Origin of the sequence: Myxococcus qinghaiensis, from assembly GCF_024198215.1 — a bacterium.
Classification (GTDB): domain Bacteria; phylum Myxococcota; class Myxococcia; order Myxococcales; family Myxococcaceae; genus Myxococcus; species Myxococcus qinghaiensis.
In genome coordinates, this window is sequence record NZ_JAKCFA010000016.1 from 161,633 (window position 1) to 182,798 (window position 21,166).

Annotated in this window: 12 protein-coding genes; 5 read left to right on the forward strand and 7 right to left on the reverse strand. The window is 71.4% G+C overall.

The annotated features are described in order from the left end of the window. The first annotated feature begins 48 nt into the window (after positions 1-48). Positions 49-945 (forward strand): bestrophin family protein, encoded by an 897-nt coding sequence (locus LZ199_RS28040; RefSeq protein ID WP_253996839.1) that lies wholly within the window; start codon positions 49-51, stop codon positions 943-945. Positions 946-954: 9 nt separating this feature from the next. Here the strand turns inward: LZ199_RS28040 and LZ199_RS28045 are convergent, their stop codons facing one another. Further along, positions 955-2,736: a DUF6311 domain-containing protein gene (locus LZ199_RS28045; RefSeq protein WP_253996840.1), complete on the reverse strand. Its 1,782-nt coding sequence runs from the start codon at positions 2,734-2,736 to the stop codon at positions 955-957. Between the two features lie 86 nt (positions 2,737-2,822). Continuing rightward, positions 2,823-3,908: an NAD(P)H-dependent flavin oxidoreductase gene (locus LZ199_RS28050; RefSeq protein ID WP_253996841.1), complete on the reverse strand. Its 1,086-nt coding sequence runs from the start codon at positions 3,906-3,908 to the stop codon at positions 2,823-2,825. A 210-nt stretch (positions 3,909-4,118) separates the two neighbouring features. Between LZ199_RS28050 and LZ199_RS28055 the strand changes: the two genes are divergently transcribed. The 4 genes from LZ199_RS28055 to LZ199_RS28070 all read left to right on the forward strand — a co-directional run bounded on the left by LZ199_RS28055 (position 4,119) and on the right by LZ199_RS28070 (position 8,026). Continuing rightward, entirely contained in the window at positions 4,119-4,676 is a 558-nt protein-coding gene (locus LZ199_RS28055) for a GNAT family N-acetyltransferase (protein ID WP_253996842.1), read from the forward strand. Between the two features lie 275 nt (positions 4,677-4,951). After that, positions 4,952-5,662: a translation initiation factor IF-3 gene (gene infC / locus LZ199_RS28060; protein WP_253996915.1), complete on the forward strand. Its 711-nt coding sequence runs from the start codon at positions 4,952-4,954 to the stop codon at positions 5,660-5,662. Between the two features lie 232 nt (positions 5,663-5,894). Next, positions 5,895-7,511 carry a sigma 54-interacting transcriptional regulator gene (locus tag LZ199_RS28065; protein ID WP_253996843.1) on the forward strand — a complete coding sequence of 539 codons (1,617 nt, stop codon included), beginning with the start codon at positions 5,895-5,897 and terminating at the stop codon, positions 7,509-7,511. Positions 7,512-7,681: 170 nt separating this feature from the next. After that, a complete protein-coding gene (locus LZ199_RS28070; protein WP_253996844.1) occupies positions 7,682-8,026 on the forward strand; it encodes a hypothetical protein in 345 nt (114 codons plus the stop codon). A 10-nt stretch (positions 8,027-8,036) separates the two neighbouring features. Here LZ199_RS28070 and LZ199_RS28075 read toward each other — a convergent pair whose 3' ends face one another. The 5 genes from LZ199_RS28075 to LZ199_RS28095 form a co-directional block, all read right to left on the reverse strand. Beyond that, the gene (locus tag LZ199_RS28075) at positions 8,037-11,750 is read right to left on the reverse strand and encodes a serine/threonine-protein kinase (RefSeq protein ID WP_253996845.1); all 3,714 of its coding nucleotides are present in this window, start codon (positions 11,748-11,750) and stop codon (positions 8,037-8,039) included. Positions 11,751-11,837: 87 nt separating this feature from the next. After that, a complete protein-coding gene (locus LZ199_RS28080; protein ID WP_253996846.1) occupies positions 11,838-15,986 on the reverse strand; it encodes a DUF4215 domain-containing protein in 4,149 nt (1,382 codons plus the stop codon). 11 nt (positions 15,987-15,997) lie between these two features. Further along, complete coding sequence (locus tag LZ199_RS28085) at positions 15,998-17,869, reverse strand: OmpA family protein (RefSeq protein ID WP_253996847.1); 1,872 nt, start codon at positions 17,867-17,869, stop codon at positions 15,998-16,000. Positions 17,870-18,090: 221 nt separating this feature from the next. Next, positions 18,091-19,698, reverse strand: a complete 1,608-nt coding sequence (locus LZ199_RS28090; protein WP_253996848.1) for a CocE/NonD family hydrolase — start codon at positions 19,696-19,698, stop codon at positions 18,091-18,093. Between the two features lie 96 nt (positions 19,699-19,794). After that, positions 19,795-21,165: an ATP-binding protein gene (locus LZ199_RS28095; RefSeq protein ID WP_253996849.1), complete on the reverse strand. Its 1,371-nt coding sequence runs from the start codon at positions 21,163-21,165 to the stop codon at positions 19,795-19,797. Position 21,166 lies beyond the last annotated feature (1 nt).

Sequence of the window (21,166 nt, forward strand, 5' to 3'; positions counted from 1 at the left end):
TTGCGGCACTGTTTCAAGCGCCGTGGCAGCCTACGGCCCCCGAATCCCATGGTTGAGTACGATCCGCATCGCTGGTGGAGCTACTTCCACTACCTCAAGGGCTCGATGGTCCGCGAAATCGTGGCCCGAGTCATGGTCTGCGTCCTGTGGGCACTGGGCGTCACCCTCTTCCATTCCCATGTCCGCTCGGTGGCGATTCCCCCCACGGTGCACACGCTGGCCGGAATCTCCCTGAGCCTCCTGCTCGTCTTCCGCACCAACTCCTCCTATGACCGGTTCTGGGAGGGACGGAAGCTGTGGGGCGGCATCGTCAACGAGACGCGCAACCTGGCGCGCGCCGCGGGCGTCTTCCTCCGCTCCGAGCCCGCCCTCTACGCCGCGCTGCTGCGGTGGACGGCCGCCTTCCCCTACGCGTCCGCGTCGTTCCTGCGCACCAAGGCGGAGCTGGGGCCCCTGGCCCAGGAGCTGCCGCCGGACGAGGTGGCGGAGGTGATGCGTGCCCAGCACGTGCCGTTCGCCGTGGCTCGGAAGATGAGCGCGCTGCTCGACACTGGTAGGCGCCAGGGCCTGTACTCCGAATACGTGCAGATGCAGCTGGACCAGGATGTCCACCTACTCGTCGACTACATCGGCGGCTGTGAGCGCATCCGCAAGACGCCCATCCCCTTCGCGTATGTGATGCACCTGCGCCGGGCGCTGCTCGTCTTCTGCTACACGCTGCCCTTCGCGCTGGTGGAGTCCTTCGGAGGGCTGACGGTGCTCGCCACGTTCATCGTCGCGTACATCTTCTTCGGCATCGAGGAGATTGGCGTCGAAATCGAAGACCCCTTCGGCCACGACGACAACGACCTGCCGCTGGACGCCATCTGCAACACCATCCACGCCAACCTGAACGCGCTGCTGCCAGCGGAGCCGCAGTCGCGCCAGGCGCCCCCCGCTGCCTGAGCCGGCCTTTCAGCGGCCGGACACGGGGGACTGGGGTGGCGCGTCGTAGGTGCACAGCCACAGCCCGTCCTCCGGCTGGCAGTGCGCGCCGCGAATCTTCTGGAGCCAGGCCACCCGCGAGGGGATGACCAGATAGACAGTCTGGGGATCCAGCCTGCCCGCGGCGATTTCGGCATCCATGCCCAGGCAGTAGGCCTGCGCCTTGGCATCGTCGATGCGCGCGACGTAGCCGCTGTTGAAGGTGAGGCCCAGCCGGTACGCGCGGTAGGCCCAGCGGTGGAAGTCCATGGGGCCCGCGCGGCAGCCCCGTCCGGAGCCGTCATGCATCTGCGGCGGGTAGAGCGCCAGGTGCTTGCGGCCCTTCGCCGCCTCCGTGAGCGCGGGCGACGGACGCGTGTTCCAGGTGCCGCCACTCACCTGGGCCCTCCTCCCTTCACCGAGGTTGAGGTCCAGTCCCTGGATGAGCAGCAGCAGCCCCGCCAGCGTGGGCGCGAGCGACGGGCGCACCAGCCGAGGCAGCGCGAGCGCGGCCCCCACGAGCAGCAGGTAGTGCAGGGGCCAGATGAAGCGGCCCGAGGAGCGGAACGCCTCCGCCCACTTGAGCACCGGGCGGTAGAGCGCTGACAGGTCGGCGACCTGTTGTCCCTGGAACTTGATGCGCCACGAGAGGGCGAAGAAGGCCAGGGCCAGCGCGACGAGGGTGACGGGCACCCATCTGCGCCACAGCGCGAGGATGCGCCGGGGCTCGCGGGCCATGAGCCCGAGCACCAGGGCGAGCGCGACGAGGCCTCCGGCGCCCAGGTAGCCGAAGCCCTCGTTCTGGCTGCCGTGCCTGGGCAGCGGAGGGATGAAGCGGGACCAGTGAATCTCGCCGTGGCCGATGCTGTTGAACAGCGTGGTCAGGTCCGAGGAGTAGTCGCCGAAGTCGGTGGCCCCCACGGGGATGCCGGTGCCCAGGTAGCCGAAGGCGAAGAAGAGCCCCAGCACGGACGCGAAGCAGGCCACCGCCGCGAGCGCGGGCCACGCGAAGGGGAGCTTGCGCTCCAGCGCCGTCCGCGCGCACAGGGCCAGCGCCAGCGGCAACGTCATGGTGGCGATGACGGGGTGGACGCCCGCGGCGAAGACGCAGAGCCCCAGGCTCACGCCCAGCGCCTGCTTCGCGTCGCGCGCGTCGCGCTGGGGCACCAGGTGCAGGCCCACCAGCAGCACCAGCAGCCAGTGCGCGCACAGGGCCTCGTGCGCGAAGGTCATCCGCGACAGCAGCACGGGCGACAGCACCAGCAGCCCGCCCACGCACCACTGATGCTGAGTCGAGGCCCCCAGGCGCCGCGCCACCCACGCCGCGGACGCGCCCTGCAGCATGAGGCACAGGCACATCCACGGGCCGATGTACTGGAAGTCCGTGGGCAGCATGAAGGAGAAGGGCCGCAGCAGCAGGCCCACCCACGGAATCGAGTCCGTGTACCCGAGCGACGTCCCCAGCGGATGGAGGTAGTTGGGCGTCGCCCCCAGCGGCAGGCCGAGCGGCGTCTCGCGGAAGAAGAGCCACCCCAACAGGTGCTGGCTGAAGTCGTCTCGGATGAGCCAGCCGATGCGCCGGGGGTCCAACGCGTTCGGCCCGAAGGTCGCCAGGAATGTGAGCAGGCCGACGAGCGCCGCACCCAGCGGGCCCGCCTGGGCCGCGCCCCACCGCACGAGCGACTCCCGGCCGCGACGCAGGCGCTCTCTCGCGGTGCGCGGCGCCGACGGTGTCTCGGTGGGGACGGGGAGGGAGGCGCTCGGGTCCGACATTCGTCGAGTGCTTGAGCACGGGACTTCCCGCCCCGTCAAGGCGGTGGCGCGTGAGGCCCAGGGGCTCGCCCGCGCCGACGCCTGGCTCAGAGTCCCGCGAGCCGCGCCAGGACGCGCGCGGTGTCCTTCTCCAGGAAGTCCACCAGCTCCGGCGCGCGCGAGTGCCGGATGAGCGGCGCGTTCTGTCCCGCCCACAGCGACAGGATGTCCTCGCGCCCCTGCCGGGCCGCCGCCTGTCGCAGTGGCTGGGTGAGCCAGTTCTGCACGGGGTAGGGCGGAATGTCCCGCTCGTGCGGCGTCAGCTCGCGCAGGAAGCGGTTCTTGATGCCGCGCGCGTAGCGGCCGGAGAAGACGCGTGTCAGCACCGTGGCGCGCGCGGACTCCTGGCGCAGCGCCTGGCGGTAGGCCTCACTGGCGTTGGACTCCTCGCACGCGAGGAAGGCCGTGCCCACCTGGACTCCCTCCGCGCCCAGCGCCAGGGCCGTGGCCACCGACCTGCCGTCAGCGATTCCCCCGGAGGCGATGACGGGCGTGCGCACCCGGTCCACCAGCTGCGGCACCAGCGCCGTCGTCGCGGGGGACTCCTCCGCGGGCCGCAGGAACGAAGCCCGGTGTCCTCCCGCCTCGCTGCCGGAGGCGACGATGAGGTCCACGCCCGCCCGCTCCAGCGCGAGCCCCTCGTCCACGTTCGTCGCCGTCCCCGCGGTGACGATGCCCGCGGTCCGGCACGCCTCCAGGATTCGCGCCGAGGGGATGCCGAAGATGAAGCTGAACACCGGCGGCTTCAGCGCCAGCACCGCCTCCACCTGTGCGTCGTAGTCCTGGGAGAAGGCGCTGGGATACGTGGGCAGGGGCAGCCCCAGCTCGTCGTACCAGGGCTTGAGCCGGGCGACGCCCGCCTCGAACTCCTCCGGCGTGGGGCGCAGCTCCCGCTCCCCCTCCAGCGGCACCCACAGGTTGATGGCGAACGGGCGCGAGGTGAGCCCTCTGAGCTCCCGGACGGTGGCCTCCAGCTGCGCCGCGCTCTGGTGGTGCGCGCCGAACGAGCCGAGCCCGCCCGCCTCCGACACCGCCGCCGCCAGTCGCGTCGTCGACATCCCTCCGCCGAACGGCCCCTGCACCAGGGGAAGCCGGGTTCCAAGCATCCGTGCCACACGCGTCTCAGTCCACATGGGAAGGCCCTCGTGTCGTCGTGCCGCGCCTGTCCTAGCGGCGAGCGGCCTGCCTCGCGACCCGATGTCCGGGCGGGCCGGGTCCCTGGATGAACGCGGGGAGAAGCCGCGCTTGTGGCCGCCCCCTCGTCACCCGGCACGCGGCGCTTGCCCCGGACAGGGGTGGGTGCCAGCGTGCCGCGCCGCTCCAGACCTCTCGGGGAACCGACCATGAATGCACCGGGACCGACGCTCGAAACCGCGCGCCTCATCTTGCGCCCCACGGCTCGGGAGGACTTCGAGGGCTTCGTCGCCCTGATGGCCGACCCCGAGTCCTCGCGCCACATCGGCGGCCTCCAGCCCCGCTCCGTCGTCTGGCGGGCCATGTGCTCCATGGCGGGGAGCTGGGTGCTCCAGGGGTTCGGCATGTTCTCCGTGCTGGAGCGCTCCACGGGCAGGTGGGTGGGCCGGGTGGGACCCTGGCAGCCCGAGGGGTGGCCAGGCACGGAGGTCGGCTGGGCCCTGTTGCGGGAGGCCTGGGGCAAGGGCTACGCCACCGAGGCCGCCACGGCCACCATGGACTGGGCCTTCGACCACCTGGGGTGGACGGACATCATCCACTCCATCGCCCCGGACAACGCGGCCTCCCAGGAGGTGGCCCGCCGCCTGGGCTCCACCCTGCGCGGCCTCGGCAAGCTCCCCGCCCCCTTCGAGAGCACCTCCGTGGAGCTGTGGGGGCAGGACCGGGACGCGTGGCGGGCCCGCCGCCGCGCTTCGTCCAATGGCTGACCCAGGGTGGGATTCCGGGGCAAGGAAGGGGCCCTGGTGTTATGTCCGCCGGTGGGCTAGTCCTCGCCCTTGGGACGTGTCTTCCCGCTTGCTCCCTTTCTCAGGGGGCAGGGGGGCGATTAGATTCGAAGTGTCGCACGGAGAGGCACGCACCGTGCGCGAGTGTCAGAGGGGCGGGCCGCCCGCCGTACGCATCGACCCACCCCATGCCGTAACTCAGTGACCTGCCCACCCTTGGGACAGCAGGTCCTTCCACCCTTTCGCAGGAGCGTCACATTCTTAGGGATCAAAGAGGCAACCGCGGCGGGAGCCGCGACCAGAGAACCAATCGCCGCATCCGCGCCCGTGAAGTCCGGGTGGTCGGCTCCGATGGCTCACAGCTCGGAGTCATGCCGCTCGAGGCCGCGCTCGACAAGGCCCGCTCGGAAGGTCTCGACCTCGTCGAGGTCAGCCCGATGGCCCAGCCGCCAGTCTGCAAGATCATGGACTACGGCAAGTTCAAGTACGAGGAGAAGAAGAAGGCCGCGGAAGCCAAGCGCGCCCAGCTCATCGTCCACCTCAAGGAAGTGAAGCTCCGTCCGAAGACGGAGGAACACGACTACGAGTTCAAGGTCCGCAACACCCGCCGCTTCATCGAAGAGGGCAACAAGGCGAAGGTGGTCATCCAGTTCCGCGGGCGTGAAATCACGCACAAGGAGCAGGGCACCGCCATCCTCGACGACGTGGCGAAGGACCTGAAGGAAGTCGCGGTGGTGGAGCAGGCCCCGCGCATGGAAGGGCGCTTGATGTTCATGATTCTCGCGCCCACGCCGAAGATCGCCCAGCGTGCCCGCGAGCAGGCCCGCGCCGCGGCCGGCCCCAAGCGGCCGTCGACGACCCCGTCGTCTCCGGAGAAGGCCGCCGCGCCCGCCACGGGCAGCGCCACGGAAGAGGGCGCGAGCCCCGCCGCGCCTCCGCCCGCGGACCCGACGGGCCCGACGCCCTGAGACCCACACCCCCCGCACGCGGTGGACCGCCTCCACCGCGTGGGGGGCCTCTCGGAGCCTCACCCCTTTCCGCTTCCCTGGAACGGGGTGCGTAGAGCCGCTGGCTGGCGAGCCTCCGAGGGCTTGCCTCCGTGAGCGTGGGTTCGCGGACGGTTGAGGCGCCTCGGCTGATCTCCCCGTCCCAGGCCGGTGTAGGCTGATAGACTGGAAGACCTGGAAATCGAACCAGCCCATGCAGCAGAAGCTTGCCGCCGACATGTCGACGACCGCCGTCCATACGAAGGGCAAGTCCGCGCAGGCCCCGCGGAGCGTGCCGGCCTTGACGGTCGTGTCGCATCCGCATCCCCAGCGCATCGGTGAGCGGCTGTTGTTGGAGGTGCTCGCGAGCGTGGGCCGCACGGCGGCCCTGTCGCGCAACGCGCCGGACTTCTCCCGTCCGGGAGGGCTCCTGGCGCTGCCCCTGGGAGACCCCTTCCTCAGCCGGACGCCGGTGCTCTTCGAGCCGGGCTCCAACGGCGGCCTGCGCCTGCTGGTGCCGGAGGACGGCACCCAGGTCTGCGTGGCCGGGGAGTCCGTGGCCGGGGGCCGGGAGTTCACCCAGGAGGAGCTCGTCGCGGGCGTGCCCCTGGTGCTGGCCGAGCGCGTGGTGCTGCTGCTGCACCTGGCCTCCTCGGGCGGGGACGTGCTCACCAACGACTTGGGGCTCGTGGGACAGGGCGAGGGCATCCGGCAGCTTCGCGAGGACATCCTCCGGGTGGCGGACCTCCAGGTGCCGGTGCTCATCCGGGGCGAGACGGGCACGGGCAAGGAGCTGGTGGCGCGCGCCATCCACGACAACGGCCCGCGCCGCGCGGGGCCCTTCGTCAGCGTCAACCTGGGCGCGCTCTCCAAGGAGCTGGTGGCCGCGGAGCTGTTCGGCGCGCAGCGGGGCGCGTACACGGGCGCCAGTCGAGACCGCGAGGGCTTCTTCCGCGCGGCGCACGGCGGCACCCTGTTCCTGGACGAGGTGGGCGAGGCGCCCCCCGAGGTGCAGGCGGCGCTGCTGCGCGTGCTGGAGACGGGCGAGGTGTACCCGGTGGGCGGCCACACGCCGGTGCCCGTGGACGTGCGGATGGTCGCCGCCACGGACTCGAATCTGGAGGCGCGAATCGAGGAGCGCCTGTTCAAGGCGCCGCTGCTGCACCGGCTGGCGGGCTTCGAGCTGCGGGTGCCCGCGTTGCGCGAGCGGCGCGAGGACATTGGCCTGCTGTTCCTCCACTTCGCGCGTCAGGAGCTGGAGACGACGGGCGAGACGTGGCGGCTGGCCTCCACGGATCCGCGCGCGCAGCCCTGGCTTCCGGCGGCCGTCGCCGTCCGGCTGGTGCGCTACGCCTGGCCGGGCAACGTCCGGCAGCTTCGCAACGTCACCCGGCAGCTCGTCATCGGCAGCCGGGGCCTGCCGGGCCTGCGCATCGACTCGCGGCTGGAGCAGACGCTGGACGCGGAGTCGCTGCCCGTGCCGGGCAAGGTGCTGGCCGTGCCCGCTCCGGGCGTGCCCGACGCCGCCGAAGCGAAGTCGTCCCGGCGCAAGCCGTCCGAGGTGGGGGAGAACGAGCTGCTGGAGGCGCTGCGCGCCTGCTCGTGGGACTTGAAGGCCACCGCGGACTACCTGGGCATTCCGCGCCCCTCCGTCTACGTCCTCATCGACAAGAGCTCGCTCATCCGCACCGCCCGGGACTTGAGCCCGGAGGAAATCACCCGCTGCTTCCAGGAGTGCGAGGGGGATTTGGACAAGATGGTGCAGCGGCTGGAGGTCTCCCGCCGCGCCCTGCAGCGTCGCGTGCGCGAGCTGGGCCTGTCTGACGCCTGAGTGGACGCGTCAGCCTCCGGGCGTGACACGTCGTTGACGCGTCCATTCCCCCCGGCGGTGCGTGGCCGGAGGGTGCTTCCGAGGGAGCCACACGTCGGCGCGCGCTGGTACGGTGCCTGCAGTCTGTTGCCACAGACAGTCAGTCCAACCCCCAGAAGGAGCCACGGCCCATGGCCAATATCGTCATCAGGATTCAGTCCACAGGACCCACCCCGGCAGAGGCCCGCGTCCGTCACGGCGACGAGGTGACGTTCACCCTGGATGGAGTCGTGTCCGCTGAGGTGAAGTTCCCCGGTGCGACCTGCCTCTCGAATCCCGGCCCGTTCTTCCTGAACAACGGCTCCCTGGCCGCTTCCAATTGCGAGAACAGCGTCACGCTGACGTGCTCCGTGGGCAACTACCCGTTCGAGGTGATTCTGCCCGATACGAAGCGCGGCCCGGGCAACCAGTACGAGACGAAGAAGGGCGGTCTGGACGTGACGACCGACCCGCCGGAAGACACCAAGAAGAAGTAGTCGCCGCGCCTCACGGCGGGGGAGGGCGGGCCGACAGCTCCGAGTCGGAGGTGGGCCTGCCCTTCCAGCCCGGCGCGAGGTGGGGGTTGCGCGAGAGCGCGGCCTCCGCGTCCTCGCGGGCCTGGACGCGCCACGCCTGCTGCTGCTCGGTGGGCGCGTTGTCGGCCAGCGCGAGCCGCAGTCCCGCGCGGAGCAGCAGGGCCCGCGCCCACGCCGGCCGCGCCGCCACGATTCGCGCGACGTGCTCCAGCCCTCGCGTCAGCATGGGCGTCGCGTCCTCTCCCTGCGCCTGCTTCCAGCGCCCCCAGGCGAGTTGCAGCTCTCCGGCCGCCAGCACGTACTCGTGCCGCCGGGGCGCCAGCTCCACCGCGTGCGCGAGCGCCTCCGCGGCCTGCTGGAAGTCCTCGTCCTTCGCGGTGCCTCGGCGGGCCTTGTCGCGAGCGCGCACGTCCAGCACGCCGCCCTGGTAGCGCCACGCGTAGGCCAGCTTCGGGTTGAGCTCGCGCGCGCGGGTGAGCGCCTCCTCCGCCTGGGTCAGGTCCTTGCCCACGTCGCGCCCGCGCGCCAGCGCGTGGGTGGCCCACAGCACGTGCACCCGCGCCAGGTTGGTCCACAGGTCCGCGTCGCCCGGGAGCAGCTCCAGCGCGCGGCGGTAGTCCTCCTTCGCCACCTTGAGGCTCGGGCCGGGGTCTTCCCCTCGCGCGACGAGGAAGCCCGCGCGCACCGCCTCCACCTCGCCCAGGTTGTTGTAGGCGAAGGCCTGCTGCGGGGCCACGGCGCGTGCCTGCTCGAAGGCCTTGCGCGCCTCCGTCAGGAGCGCCGCCACGTCCTTGCCATCCTCCCAGCGCTGCTCGGCCTGCCACAGGAGGGCTGCGCCCAGGCCGTTGTGGAGCTGTGGCAGCTTGGGGTTGATGTCCCGGCCCCGCCGGTAGAGCGCCAGCGCCCGCTCCAGGTCCGGCTCCGGGTCCTGGCCGTGCTCCTGTCGCCAGCGCGCGAGCTGCTCGGAGACGTCAGCGCCCTGGTAGCAGGCGATGACGTTGCGGGGGTTGAGGGTGAGCGCGCGCTCGATGGCCTCAATCGCCCGCGTCAAGTCGCCCGAGGCGTCCGGGGCGCTGAGGATGGCCGCCCGCGCGCGGTAGGAGTTGCCGAGATTTATCCAGGCGTCCGCCTGGTTCTCCCTCACGCGGATGGCGGCGAGGTACGCGTCAATGGCCTTGCCCTGGTGGTCGAGCGAGTCCTGTCCGTGCTCGCTCTCGTAGTCGGCCCACACCTGGTGCGTCAGGCCCAGGTTCGCGTGGAAGGCGTAGTCGCGCTCCTCGGGGCCCAGGCGCTCCAGGGCCTCGATGGAGAGGCCGAGCTGCTCGCGCGGGTCCTGCGACAAGCGCTGACGGTGGCGGGCCCACAGCCGGTGGATGATGGCCAGCTCCAGCGTGACGCGGTCGCTCGGAGGCGCCAGCTTCAGCGCGGCCTGGGCCGAGTCGATGGCCTGGCCGAACAGCGTCTCCACGTCGTCGGTGTTCTGGTTGGCGTGCTGCTCACCCAGGCGGCGGTACAGCCGGGAGCGGACGATGAGCGAGCGGTGGTGGTCCGGCGCGGCCTTGAGCGCGTAGTCCAGCGCCTCCAGGCCCCGCTGGTAGGGCGGCAGCACGTTGCCCGCGCCGTACAGCTCCATCACGAGCGCGGCCAATTCCAGGCGCCCCAGGGCGTAGTGTCCGTCGGGCTGGCTCTCCGCGGTGGCGATGGTCGCCGCGTACGCGCGCCTGCCGGCCTCCAGGTCCGCCTGCGCGCCGACGCCGTCCCCCTGGTGCCAGCGTCCCATGGCGCGCGCCATGTACACGTCGCCGCGCAGCAGCGGCGCCTCGTAGAACCAGGGCTGGGTGTTGCTCATCGCCTCCAGGTGCGCCAGCGCCTCCTCGTGGCGCCCCTCGTGGAAGGCGAACAGGGCCTTCACGTACAGCGGCGGCGCGGGGACGTCCGGCCCCTCGGCCTGACGCAGGTACGCCAGCGCGGGGTCTCGATAGCGCTGCTCCAGCTCGCGGCGGCGCAGCTCTCGCTGCTCGGGACTGCGGCGCTCGAAGTCCAGCAGCAGCTTCTCGCGGTACTGGTCACCCAGCACCAGCGCCAGCGCCCAGGCCGCGCGGGGCTCGCGGTAGCCGTGCTCCCACGCGGACTCGAGCTTGCGGCGCGCGCCCTCCACGTCCCCCAGCGCCAGCAGCGCGCGGCCCAGGGCGTAGTGGCCGGGGCCCACCGCGTGCTCGCCCGCCTCCTTCACCTCCGCCTCCAGCGCATCCATGCTGGCGCGCAGGGCGGCGCGGTCCTCGCGCGTGTCGTGCAGGCGGGAGAGGAACGAGTAGCGCGCGGCGGCTTCGATGCGCTCCACCCGCTCGGTGAAGCTGCGCGTGAGCCGCTCGCGCTCGGCCACCTCGCTGCGCGCCAGCACCGCCTGCCCCAGCGCCAGCGCCACCACGGTCAGCGCCAGCAGGCCCGCGCCCAGCGCCACGCGGTGCTTGCGCGCCTTCTTGCGCAGCCGGTACCCCAGGCCCCGCCGCGCCTGCACCGGCTCTCCGCCGAGGAAGCGCTCCAAATCATCGGCCAGCGCCCGCGCCGAGTCGTAGCGCGCCGAGCGCTCCTTCTCCAGGCACTTGAGGACGACGGCCTCCAGGTCCTGGGGGATGTCCCGGTCCACCGCGCGCGGCGGAAGGGGCTCCTCCGTCTGGAGTCGGGTGATGATGTCGTGCTCGTTGGTGCCGTGGAACGGCGTCTGTCCGGTGAGCAGCAGGTACAGCGTGGCGCCCAGGCCGTAGACGTCCACGCGCCGGTCCAACCGCGCCGTGTCGCCCTTCGCCTGCTCCGGGGCCATGTACTGGGGCGTGCCCATCACCACGCCGTGGAGGCCGCCCTCCTCGCGCCAGTCCCTGGCCAGACCGAAGTCCATGACGAAGGGCGCGAAGTCGCCGTCCTCCGTGCGCTCCACCAGGATGTTGCCGGGCTTGATGTCTCGGTGGACCAGGCCCGCGCGGTGCGCGGCGTGCACGCCCTCGGCGGCCTGGCGCAGCACGAGCACCTTCTGCTCCGGCGTCAGTGACGGCGCCAGCTGGCCCAGCGACTGGCCGGCCACGTAGCGCATGGCGATGTAGCCGCGCCCCTGCACCTCGCCGACCTCGTACACCTCGCACACCCGCTCGTGGCGCACGCGCGCCTGGGCGCGGGCCTCGGAGAGGAAGCGCCGCGCCAGCTCCGGGTCTCCGCCCTTCACGAACTTGAGCGCGACGTTGCGGCGCAACAGCGGGTCATACGCCAGGAACACCTGGCCCATGCCGCCCTGGCCCAGGAAGCGCACGGGCTGGTAGCGGTCCCAGTCCGGCACGGGGAAGGACGGGTCCACGCCCGGGTCCTCCGAAATGGCGGAGGTGGACGGTGGGGCCACCACGGGGGTGTCCGGGTCCAGCGTGGCGGCCTCCAGCGGGCCCTGGCCACGGGTGCCTCCCAGCTCCCGGGAGACCTCTTCGCGCAGCTCGCTCAGCGTGTGCTCACCCAGGCGCCCCTGCTCACGCAAGAGCTCCAGGGGACTGCGCCCCAGGTTGAGCGCCTCCTCGCGCAGGGCGGCCGCCTCCTCGGTGGAGACGAGCCCTTCGTCCAGCGCGAGGAGCAGCTCCTCCTCATACGTCTCCTGCTTCTTCCCCGCGATGTCCACGGCCCCCAGCATACGGGGTTGCGCGGCCATGCGGGGAGACCCGCCGGGAGGCCCACGAGTCCCCGGGAGGCCCGGGGACTGGGGGGAGGGACGTGGACCTCCCAGCGGAAAGCTTCGTTACCGGCGCTGCTTGCGGCGCAGGCGCAGTCCCAGCAGGGCCAACAGGGGCAGCCAGGACGTCGCGGGGGCCGCGCTGCAGCCTCCGCCCGCGAAGGCGCGCGTGTTCAGCACCGTCCACCGGTACTCGGCGGGAGTGGCGTCCACGTTGCCCGCGCCGTCGGTGGCGCGCACCCGCAGGGTGTGGTCACCGTCGGAGACGTCGTAGGTGTCCCGGCAGGCGACGAAGGGCCCGCCGTCCAGGCTGCACTGGTAGCTCACGCCGTCCTCGTTGGAGGCGTAACCGAAGGGGGCCTCCGGGTCGCCGGTGCGCGTCGGCGGATTGCGATTGAAGGACGTGTCGGGCGCCTGGGTGTCGATGCGGAACGTGTCGACGTTGGAGGGCGCGCTGGTGAGGCCCGTCACCGGGTCCGTGGCGTTGGCGACCACCGAGTGCGTCCCGTCCGCCAGCGGCGTGGCGGGCGTGCAGCTCCACGCGCCCGTGAGGTCGGCGGTGGCGGTGCACAGCACGGTGTCACCCTCGCGCACCGTCACCGTGGTGCCCGGCGCGGAGGTGCCGGAGATGGCCGGGGTGGACGTGTTCAGCAGCGAGCCGTTCGCGGGGCCGGTGATGACGGGCGCGGCCGGCGGCGTCCCGGCCACGGTGAAGGTCACCGGAGCCGAAGGCGTGCTGGTGTTGCCCGCGCCATCGGTGGCGACGGCGGTGATGGTGTGAGGCCCGTCCGTCATCGGCGTGGCGGGCGTGCAGCTCCAGGCGCCCGTGGCGTCGGCGGTGGCGGTGCACAGCACCGTGCCACCCTCGCTCACCACCACCGTGGCGCCCGGCTCGGACGTACCGCTCAGGGGCGGCGTCGAGTCGGACGTGGTGGAGCCGTTGGCGGGGCCGGTGATGACGGGCGCGGCGGGCGGCCCGTTGTCGATGATGATGTCCACCGGCGGAGCCGTCTCCGTGGCGCCCACCTCGGTGGAGGTGAGGACCACCGAGTGCGGCCCCTCGGGGATGTTGCCCAAATCGCACACCCAGTTGCCGTTGGTGTCGACGACGGCGGTGCACGCGGGGGTGGGGCTGCCATCCACGTAGACGTCGATGGTGGAGCCCGGCGAGCCGGTGCCACCGATGACGGGGTTGGACACGCCGCCCGGAGTCGGGTCCGTCAGCACGGGGATGAGCTGGCAGATGGACAGCGAGTCCACGCGGTAGGCCACCGCGGTCTCCGAGTTGTTGTTCAGCGCGCAGTCGGTGTCGATGAGCGCCAGGCGCACGTCGCCCGACGTCGCGTCGAAGTCGCGGCGCAGCGGGAAGCCCAGCTCCATGGCGGCGTCACGCGTGGTGGACGCGGAGCCCCCCGCCGGGACTTCGCCCAACGCGAAGCGCTGAGCGCCCGCGCCCGTGGCGTGGTTGAAGCCGAAGATGCCCGGGTACCAGTTGGTGCCACCGGAGTAGCTCACCGCTCCAGAGACGTAGCCGATGCGGTAGCGCCCCGGCACCGTCAGCGACGCCTGCACGGCGCCCGCGGGCAGCTCCGGCGCGGAGATGCTGGACACCTGGGTGCACTGGCTGCTGCCCTGACGCGTGAAGAACGCGCGCACGTTGGTGTTCTGGCAGCCATGGCCCGCCTCAATCGTGCAGGTGGCCGAGCAGCCGTCGTTGGCCGCCGTGTTGCCGTCGTCACAGGCCTCCGAGGAAGCCTTGATGCCGTCGCCGCACGTCACGGCGCAGACGGACGGGTTGCCGGTGCAGCCATGGCCCGCTTCAATCGCGCAGGTGGCCGAGCAGCCGTCGTTGTTGGCGGTGTTGCCGTCGTCGCACAGCTCCCCGTTGTCCAGCATCGCGTTGCCGCACACGTTGGCGGTGACGCAGACGTCCGTGTTCGGGTTGCAGGTGCCGCTCTCGCAGACGCCGGAGGCGCTGCAGGGCTGGCCGTTCGCCCAGAGGCAGCGAGGCGAGCAGGCGTCGCCGCTGTTCAGGTTGCCGTCGTCACACACCTCGGAGCCGGCCACGACGCCGTCGCCGCAGGTGGTGGCGCAGGTGGAGGGCACGCCGGAGCAGTTGTAGCCCGGCTCCCGGCCACAGATGCCGGAGCAGCCGTCACCGTTCGTCGTGTTGCCGTCGTCGCACGTCTCACCCGCGTTGATGACGCCGTTGCCGCAGGTGTTGAAGCAGACGTTGCCAGGAGGCGGGCAGCTGTAGCCGGGGTCCACGGCGCACGCGGTGCAGCCGTCGCCGCCCGCCGCGTTGCCGTCGTCACACGCCTCGGCGCCGGCGGTGATGCCGTCGCCGCAGAGCGTGGTGCAGGTGGAGGGCGCGCCGGAGCAGGAGTAGCCCGTCTCCACGCCGCAGCCCTGCGAGCAGCCGTCGCTGTTGGTGGTGTTGCCGTCGTCGCACGTCTCATTGGCCTCCAGCGTTCCGTTGCCGCAGGTCTGCGAGCAGACGGAGGGCCCGTTGGAGGGCCTGCTGCAGGAGTAGCCCGGCTCCGTGCGGCACTCGGTGGCGCAGCCATCGCCCGAGTTCAGGTTGCCGTCGTCGCACTGCTCACCCGGGTTCACCGTGCCGTCGCCGCACGTCTTCGCGCAGGGCTGGCCCACGGTGGGGCAGGAGTAGCCCAGCTCCAGGGTGCAGGCGTTGGAGCAGCCGTCACCCAGGTTCGTGTTGCCGTCGTCGCACAGCTCGCCTGAGTCCAGCCGGGAGTTGCCGCACAGCGGAGCGCAGTTGGACGGCTGGCCCACGCACTCGTAGCCGCTCTCGATGCGGCAGGAGTTGGAGCAGCCGTCGCCGGACAGGCCGTTGCCGTCATCGCACAGCTCGCCCGGGTCGACCGCGCCGTTGCCGCAGGTGGTGACGCACGCCTGGCCCGGGGTGGGGCAGGAGTGTCCGGCTTCGACGCGGCAGGACGCGTTGCAGCCGTCGCCCGCGGTGAGGTTTCCGTCGTCGCACTGTTCGCCCGAGTTGAGCAGGCCGTTGCCGCACGTCGCCGCGCAGGAGCTGGGCGTACCCGCGCAGCCATAGCCGGGCTCGATGCCGCAGCTGGAGCTGCAGCCGTCGTTGTTGGCGGTGTTGCCGTCGTCGCACTCCTCACGCAGGGACACCGCGCCGTCGCCGCAGCGGTCGTCGTAGGCGTCCACGAAGAGGTAGCGGAACGCATTGGGCGTCGATTCCGCGTTCTCGTTGCACAGCTCGATGCGGTTGAGGCCCGTGCGCCAGGCCGCCGTCGTGCCGAACTCCCGGATGATGTTCTTCTGCCAGGAGTTGCCCGCGGGCTCGCTCACGGTGACGGGCGTGAAGGGCACGCCGTTGACGGACGCGCTGTCGAACTCGTTGTCGTTGAACGTCGCCAGCCGCATGCGGAACTGGGCGACGTTCGTCGTCGAGGGGATGATGAAGTCCTGGTAGACGCACACAGGCGCGCCCAGCGGGGCCGCCATGAAGCGGGCCGTGGTGATTTCCTGCGGCCAGTCATTGGCGTTGCGCACGCCCGTGGCGGCGCCCGTCGTGCCACCCGTGTAGAACCAGTGCGGGTCCGCGCCGGACTCCAGGCGGCGGTTGTTCTGGTCCACGCCCGTGTTGAAGAACGCGAGGCCCGCCCTCACGCAGCGGCTGGGCGTTCCCGCGCAGGCGAAGCCGGGCTCCACTTCGCACATGCGGCTGCAGCCGTCGCCCTCGGTGCGGTTGCCGTCGTCGCAGATCTCCTGGTCGAAGTTCGGCCACTGGCGGTTGTTGAACGCGCCGTTGCCGCACAGCGACAAGTCGCACGTGGCGGTGCAGCCGTTGACGCCGGCGGCGGTGTCGCCGTCGTCACAGGCCTCGCCCGGGTTGACGACGTTGTTGCCACACAGCGAGGCCAGCGAGCACGCCCGTCCGGGGACGTGACAGATGTAGCCGGCCTCGATGGCGCCGGTGGCGGAACAGCCGTCACCGTTCACCGTGTTGCCGTCGTCACACTGCTCGCCGGGCTGGATGCGGCCATCGCCGACGACGGGGGGGGCCAGCCGCGACGTCAGCACGGCCTCCTCGACGGGAGAAGGAGTCGGGGTGTTCTGCTCGCAGCCGGTGAGGACGGTGAAGAGCGCGAGCGCGAGCGCGGTGGACAGGCCCGGGCGCCAGGACCTGGCGGGCTCCGGACAGAGAGGTTCAGGGATTCGTGGGTTCATGAGTGTCTGCCTCACTTCTCGATGGTGTCGGTGGGAGCGCCCTGCTTCGTCTCGACGCCCTCGGCGTCACCGACGATGCGGAACTCCACGCGGCGGTTCTTGGCGCGGCCGGGCTTGGTGGTGTTCTCGGCGATGGGCTTCGCGGGGCCGAAGCCCTGCGACTCCAGCCGCTCGCGGCTGAGGCCCTTGCCCACCAGGTACTTCACCACCGCCTCGGCGCGGCGCTGCGACAGGTCCAGGTTGTAGTCGGCCTTGCCCGTGTTGTCGGTGTGGCCCTCCACGCGCAGCTTCTCGATTTCAGGGTGCGACGCGAGGATGGACGCCACGCTGTCGAGCAGCTTGTGGCTGCGGGCGCTGATGACGTCCTGGTTGTTCTCGAAGAAGACGGACTCGAGGATGCGAATCTGGCCCTCTCCGATGTTCGCCAGCTGCTTCTGCTTGCAGCCGTGGTTCTTCTCCGTGCCCGGCTCGTCGGGGCAGTTGTCCAGCCGGTCCACGAGGCCGTCGCCGTCGCGGTCCTTGTCCGGGCAGCCGCGGTTCTCCTTCGGGCCCGCCTCGTTCATGCAGGCGTCGCGCGCGTCGGCCACGCCGTCCTTGTCGTTGTCCGGGTCCGGGCAGCCGTTGGCGTCCTCGAAGCCGTCCAGGTCCTCCGGCTCGCGCGGGCAGGTGTCCTTGGAGTCGGCCAGGCCGTCGCCGTCCGTGTCCGGGTCATCCGGGCAGCCGTCGGCGTCCTCGAAGCCGTTGAGGTTCTCCGCGTTGGCGGGGCAGCGGTCCGCCAGGTTCATCAGGCCGTCCTGGTCGTCGTCCGTGTCCGCGCAGCCGTTGAGCTCGGCGAGGCCCGGCGCCGTCGGGCAGCGGTCCGCCACGTTCTTCACGCCGTCGCCATCCGCGTCCAGGTCCGGACAGCGGTCCGCGTCGTGGGGTTTGCCCGCGACACATGACGCCACCTTCGTGGTGTCAGGGCCGAAGTTGACGCCGCCCAGCACGCGGAACTGCGGGGTGCCCGGCGTCTCGCCGAAGCCCGGGCCGCCCATGATGTAGAGCTCGGCGCCGCTCTTCGGCTGCGTGCGCAGGCCGAGCAGCACCTCGAGCGACTTGGGCGCGTCAGCGAAGGGCAGCGTGCCGCGCACGACGAGCTCCTCGCGCAGGCCGAAAAGGCTCGCGGTGAGGTTCACACCGCCGTTCATCTCCACGCCCATCTCGTCGCGCAGCGGATCCGCGCCGGGGGTGAGGGCGTACGTCTTGGTCCGCACCAGCGCGCCCACGTCGGCGCCCACGCGCCAGGTGTCGCCCAGCTTCTTGCCGAGTCCCACGCGCGGGGTGAAGACGAAGCCATCATCCTTCGTGAGCACCTCCTCGCTGCCAAAGGGCAGCGCCGCGCCCAGGTGCAGGCCCACGTCCAGCGGCCCGCCGCGCGACTCCGACAACAGGCCCGCGCGGGCCTGCAGCCAGGGGGTGCCCAGCGCCAGGGTGCCCGGCTTGTCGTAGCCGAGCGCGCGCGTCTCCGGGCCCCACTGCGTGACGACGGGCACCTGCGCGCCCACTTCCAGCCAGTCCGTCACCGCGTAGGCGCCGCTGAAGTGCACCGACACGCGGTTGGAGATGACGGTGCCCTGCACCTCGTCGTTGCGCAGCAGCACCAGGGGCTGGTGCTCGTAGTGCGCCGTGAGGCCGAGGCGGAACGTTCCGTCCGGCAGCAGGTCGCCGGTGGACAGCACGAGGCTGTCCTTCGCGCCTGGGTTGAGCTGCAGCCTCTCCAGCTCGATGCTCGGGATTCGCTGGGCCTGCGCCTGGGTCGAAAGCGCGCAGAGAACGGCGAGTCCTCCGAGCAGGGGATGACGACTTCTAGGATTCAAGGGTTCCTCCACATCCGCGCGGCTCATCAGGAGCGCGCGCGGCCTTCAGCCACCAAATGTGTGCGAGCGCACATGTGCACGCCCCGGGCCAGGGCGTCGTGAGGAGTCGGGCAGGCGTGGAGCGGCCTCCCTGACGTGTCAGGGCACGTCCGGACGCGAGCGCGCGTGCCGTTGACGTGTCAGGTCAGGGGCGGGTGAAGACAGACCCTCCCGAGCCTGCGTGGAGCTCGGGAGGGAGGAGCGCAGGGTCAGCGCAGCGGCAGGTCGAGCCAGGACGGGCCGCCGAGCGCGAGCGGCGCGCCGGTGGTGTTGGCGTCGAAGTAGAGCGGATCTTCGGTGTCGACGACGAGCGCGAGCTGGTGCCAGGCCGGGACGTCGTACGCGGTGGCGGGGAACACCAGGTCCAGGTCCAGCGGTGCGCCGGGCGTGGCGCCCTGCCAGCTCAGGGGCACGTGGGTGATGAGGCCGCCGAAGTCGCCGGCCAGGTCATACAGGTAGGCGACGACGGTGCCCGACGCCGTCGTCGGGGTGATGCGCAGCCGCAGCGTGGCCACGCCGCGGATGGAGAGGGCGCGCGTGGAGAGGGAGGAGGTCCACACGCCCGCGTTCAGGCGGTTGACGCTCGGCATCCAGACGATGGGGGGAATGCCGGTGAGCGCCTGGAGCCCGTTGGTGAGCAGCGCGACGCCCGCGTCGGCGGTGGTGTCGAAGCCGCTGAAGAGGGTGCGCGAGGACGTGGAGGAGGAGCCTCCCAGCGTCCCGGTGCCGTCGAGCAGGCGGATGGCGCCCAGCGCGTGGCGCTGCATGCCCGAGGACACGGCGGCCCAGTTCGCATAGCCCTCCACGTCGCCGTCATAGGTGCGCAGCACGACGGGGGCCTCGTTGCCGATGCCCGTGTCGATGCCGGCCACGTACTGGTCCATCCAGCGGTGCACGCTCGTCCACACATGGTTGTCCAGGCCGGCCAGGCCGGTGGCCTCGACGACGGCGTGGTCTCCGGGCGCGAGCTCCAGGCGCTTGGGGCCGGTGAGCTGGCCGAAGAACCCGGCGAGCTGGTTGGGGGGGAACAGGCTGTCGCCAAACGCATTCGCGATGAGGATGGCGGGCGCGTTCGCGTTGATGCGGCCCACATAGGTGGAGGCCGAGCGGATGCGGCCCCAGCTCTTGATGGCCTCGATTTCGCGGTTGGCGAAGTAGTTGTCGATGCTGGTGCGCAGCTCGGGACTGGGCCGGCCCAGCAGGCGCGAGGCGAGGTCCAGCAGGGCCACCGCCTGCGGCCTGCGCGTGTCACCGCCGTACAGCGACGCCACCAGGTCCGTCCAGCCGGAGAGCGCGGCCACGGCCTTCACGCGAGAGTCGAACCCGGAGGCGATGAGGGAGATGCCGGCGCCGTACGACACGCCCGCCAGGCCGATGCGCGCGCTGTTCGTCGGCGTGTTCGCCACCAGCCAGTCGAGCACGCGCGAGGTGTCGGCGATGTCCGCGGGCCCGCCCGTGTCGATGCCGCCACCCGAGGCCCAGAAGCCGCGCGGCGTGTACGACAGGGCCACATAGCCCTTCTGCGCCAGCGCCTTGGCCTGGGCCAGGTACTCCAAGTCATTGAGTCCCCAGCTCGCGATGAAGACGACGGCGGGGTGGGGGCCGGGCGTCGTCGGCGCGATGAAGTTGGCCTTCAGCACCACGCCGTCGCCGACGGGGATGTCGACGAACTGGAACGCGGTGGTCGGCACCGCCGCGAGCACGGCGCGCACGACAGGGGTGGGATGTGGAGCGGCGGCGGCTCCGGCGAAGGGAAGCAACAACGCCAGGAGGAGGGACGGCAGTCGGAGCAACCGGGGGGCAAGACGCTGCGCCATGGAGCACCTCGGGACTGCTGGGTAGAGGGGGCGCCCACCGTACCGATGGATTGATTCGTCAATCAATGTTGTCTGGGAGGACCTGTTAAACAGGGTTCAACGCCCGGGGAGGGAGTAGCGGCCTTCCTTGTGGAGCTCGCGGCTGATGCCGTGGAGGAGGTCCTGGGCGCGAATCTCCTGGGGCTCGCGGACGATGGCCCTGAGGCACGCGTGGCGGAGGACGTTGATGATGGCGCCGCCGGACAGCTCGTGCTCGCGGGCCAGGCGGGGCAGGTTCACATCGGACGCGAGGGTGAAGGGCTTGTCGCGGAAGCACGCCTCCCAGAGGCGCAGGCGCTGCGCGGGGCCGGGCATGGGGAAGTGGATCATCGACTGGAAGCGGCGCGCGAAGGCCTCATCGAAGTGGGTGCGCTGGTTGCTGGCGAGCAGGGCGATGCCCGGGAAGTCCTCGATGCGCTGGAGCAGGTAGGAGATCTGCTGGTTGGCGGCGTGGTCATTGGCGTTGCGCGACTCGGTGCGCTTGCCGAAGAGGGAGTCGGCCTCGTCGAAGAAGAGAATCCAGCGCTGGAGCTGCGCGTGGTCGAAGAGGCTGGCGAGGTTCTTCTCCGTCTCGCCGATGTACTTGGACACCACCTTGGAGAGGTCCACGCGGAAGACGGGCATGCCGGTGGCCTTGCCCAGGAGCGACGCGGTGAGCGTCTTGCCGGTGCCGGGAGGGCCGTGGAAGAGGCTGCGGTAGCCGGGCTTGAGCTGCTTGCGCAGGCCCCACGTGTCCATCAGCGTCTCCTGGTGGCGTGCCCAGGTGATGATGTCCTCCAAGTCTTCGCGCAGCGGGCCGTCGAGCACCAGGTCGTCCCAGTCCTGGAGCGTGGTGATGCGCTGGGCGGGGAACTCCGGGCCGAAGGGAGGCTGGTAGGTGCCTCCGGTGGTGAGGCGCTCCAGGTACTCCGGCGTGAGCTGGAGGGCGGCGGACAGGGGTGGCTCGTCCGGGTGACGGCGCTCCAGGCGCAGCACGCGGCGCGCGAGCAGCGGGTGCTCGGGATGGAAGAGGCGGTGATGGGACAGCCGCTTGGAGAGGTCCTCTCCGGCGAGGAGGAACAGCGCCGTCTCGCCGGTGGGGAGGAAGCCGCCGTGGGAGCTGCCCGCGAGTCCGCCGAACTCGGTGAAGCGGCGGTCCAGGGCCTGGTTGCGGATGAAGAGCGGGTCCAGGGCCGCGGGCTGGACATGGGGCAGGTACGCGAGGACGAGCAGCAGTCGCTCGGGAGGCTGGAGCTTCAGCTCGCGGAGGACGTCGGAGTAGGGCGTGGCCTTCTTGGGGAGGCGGGGAGGAGGGAGTGCTTCCAGGAGGTCGTCGTGGGGCGGCTCTCCGGCGTGCTGCTTGAGGCGGAGGTCCAGGAACTGGCTGAACCAGGCGACCTCGGCGCGGATGAACCTGGCATTCGAGGCGGGAGTGGAGGCGGGGGCCATG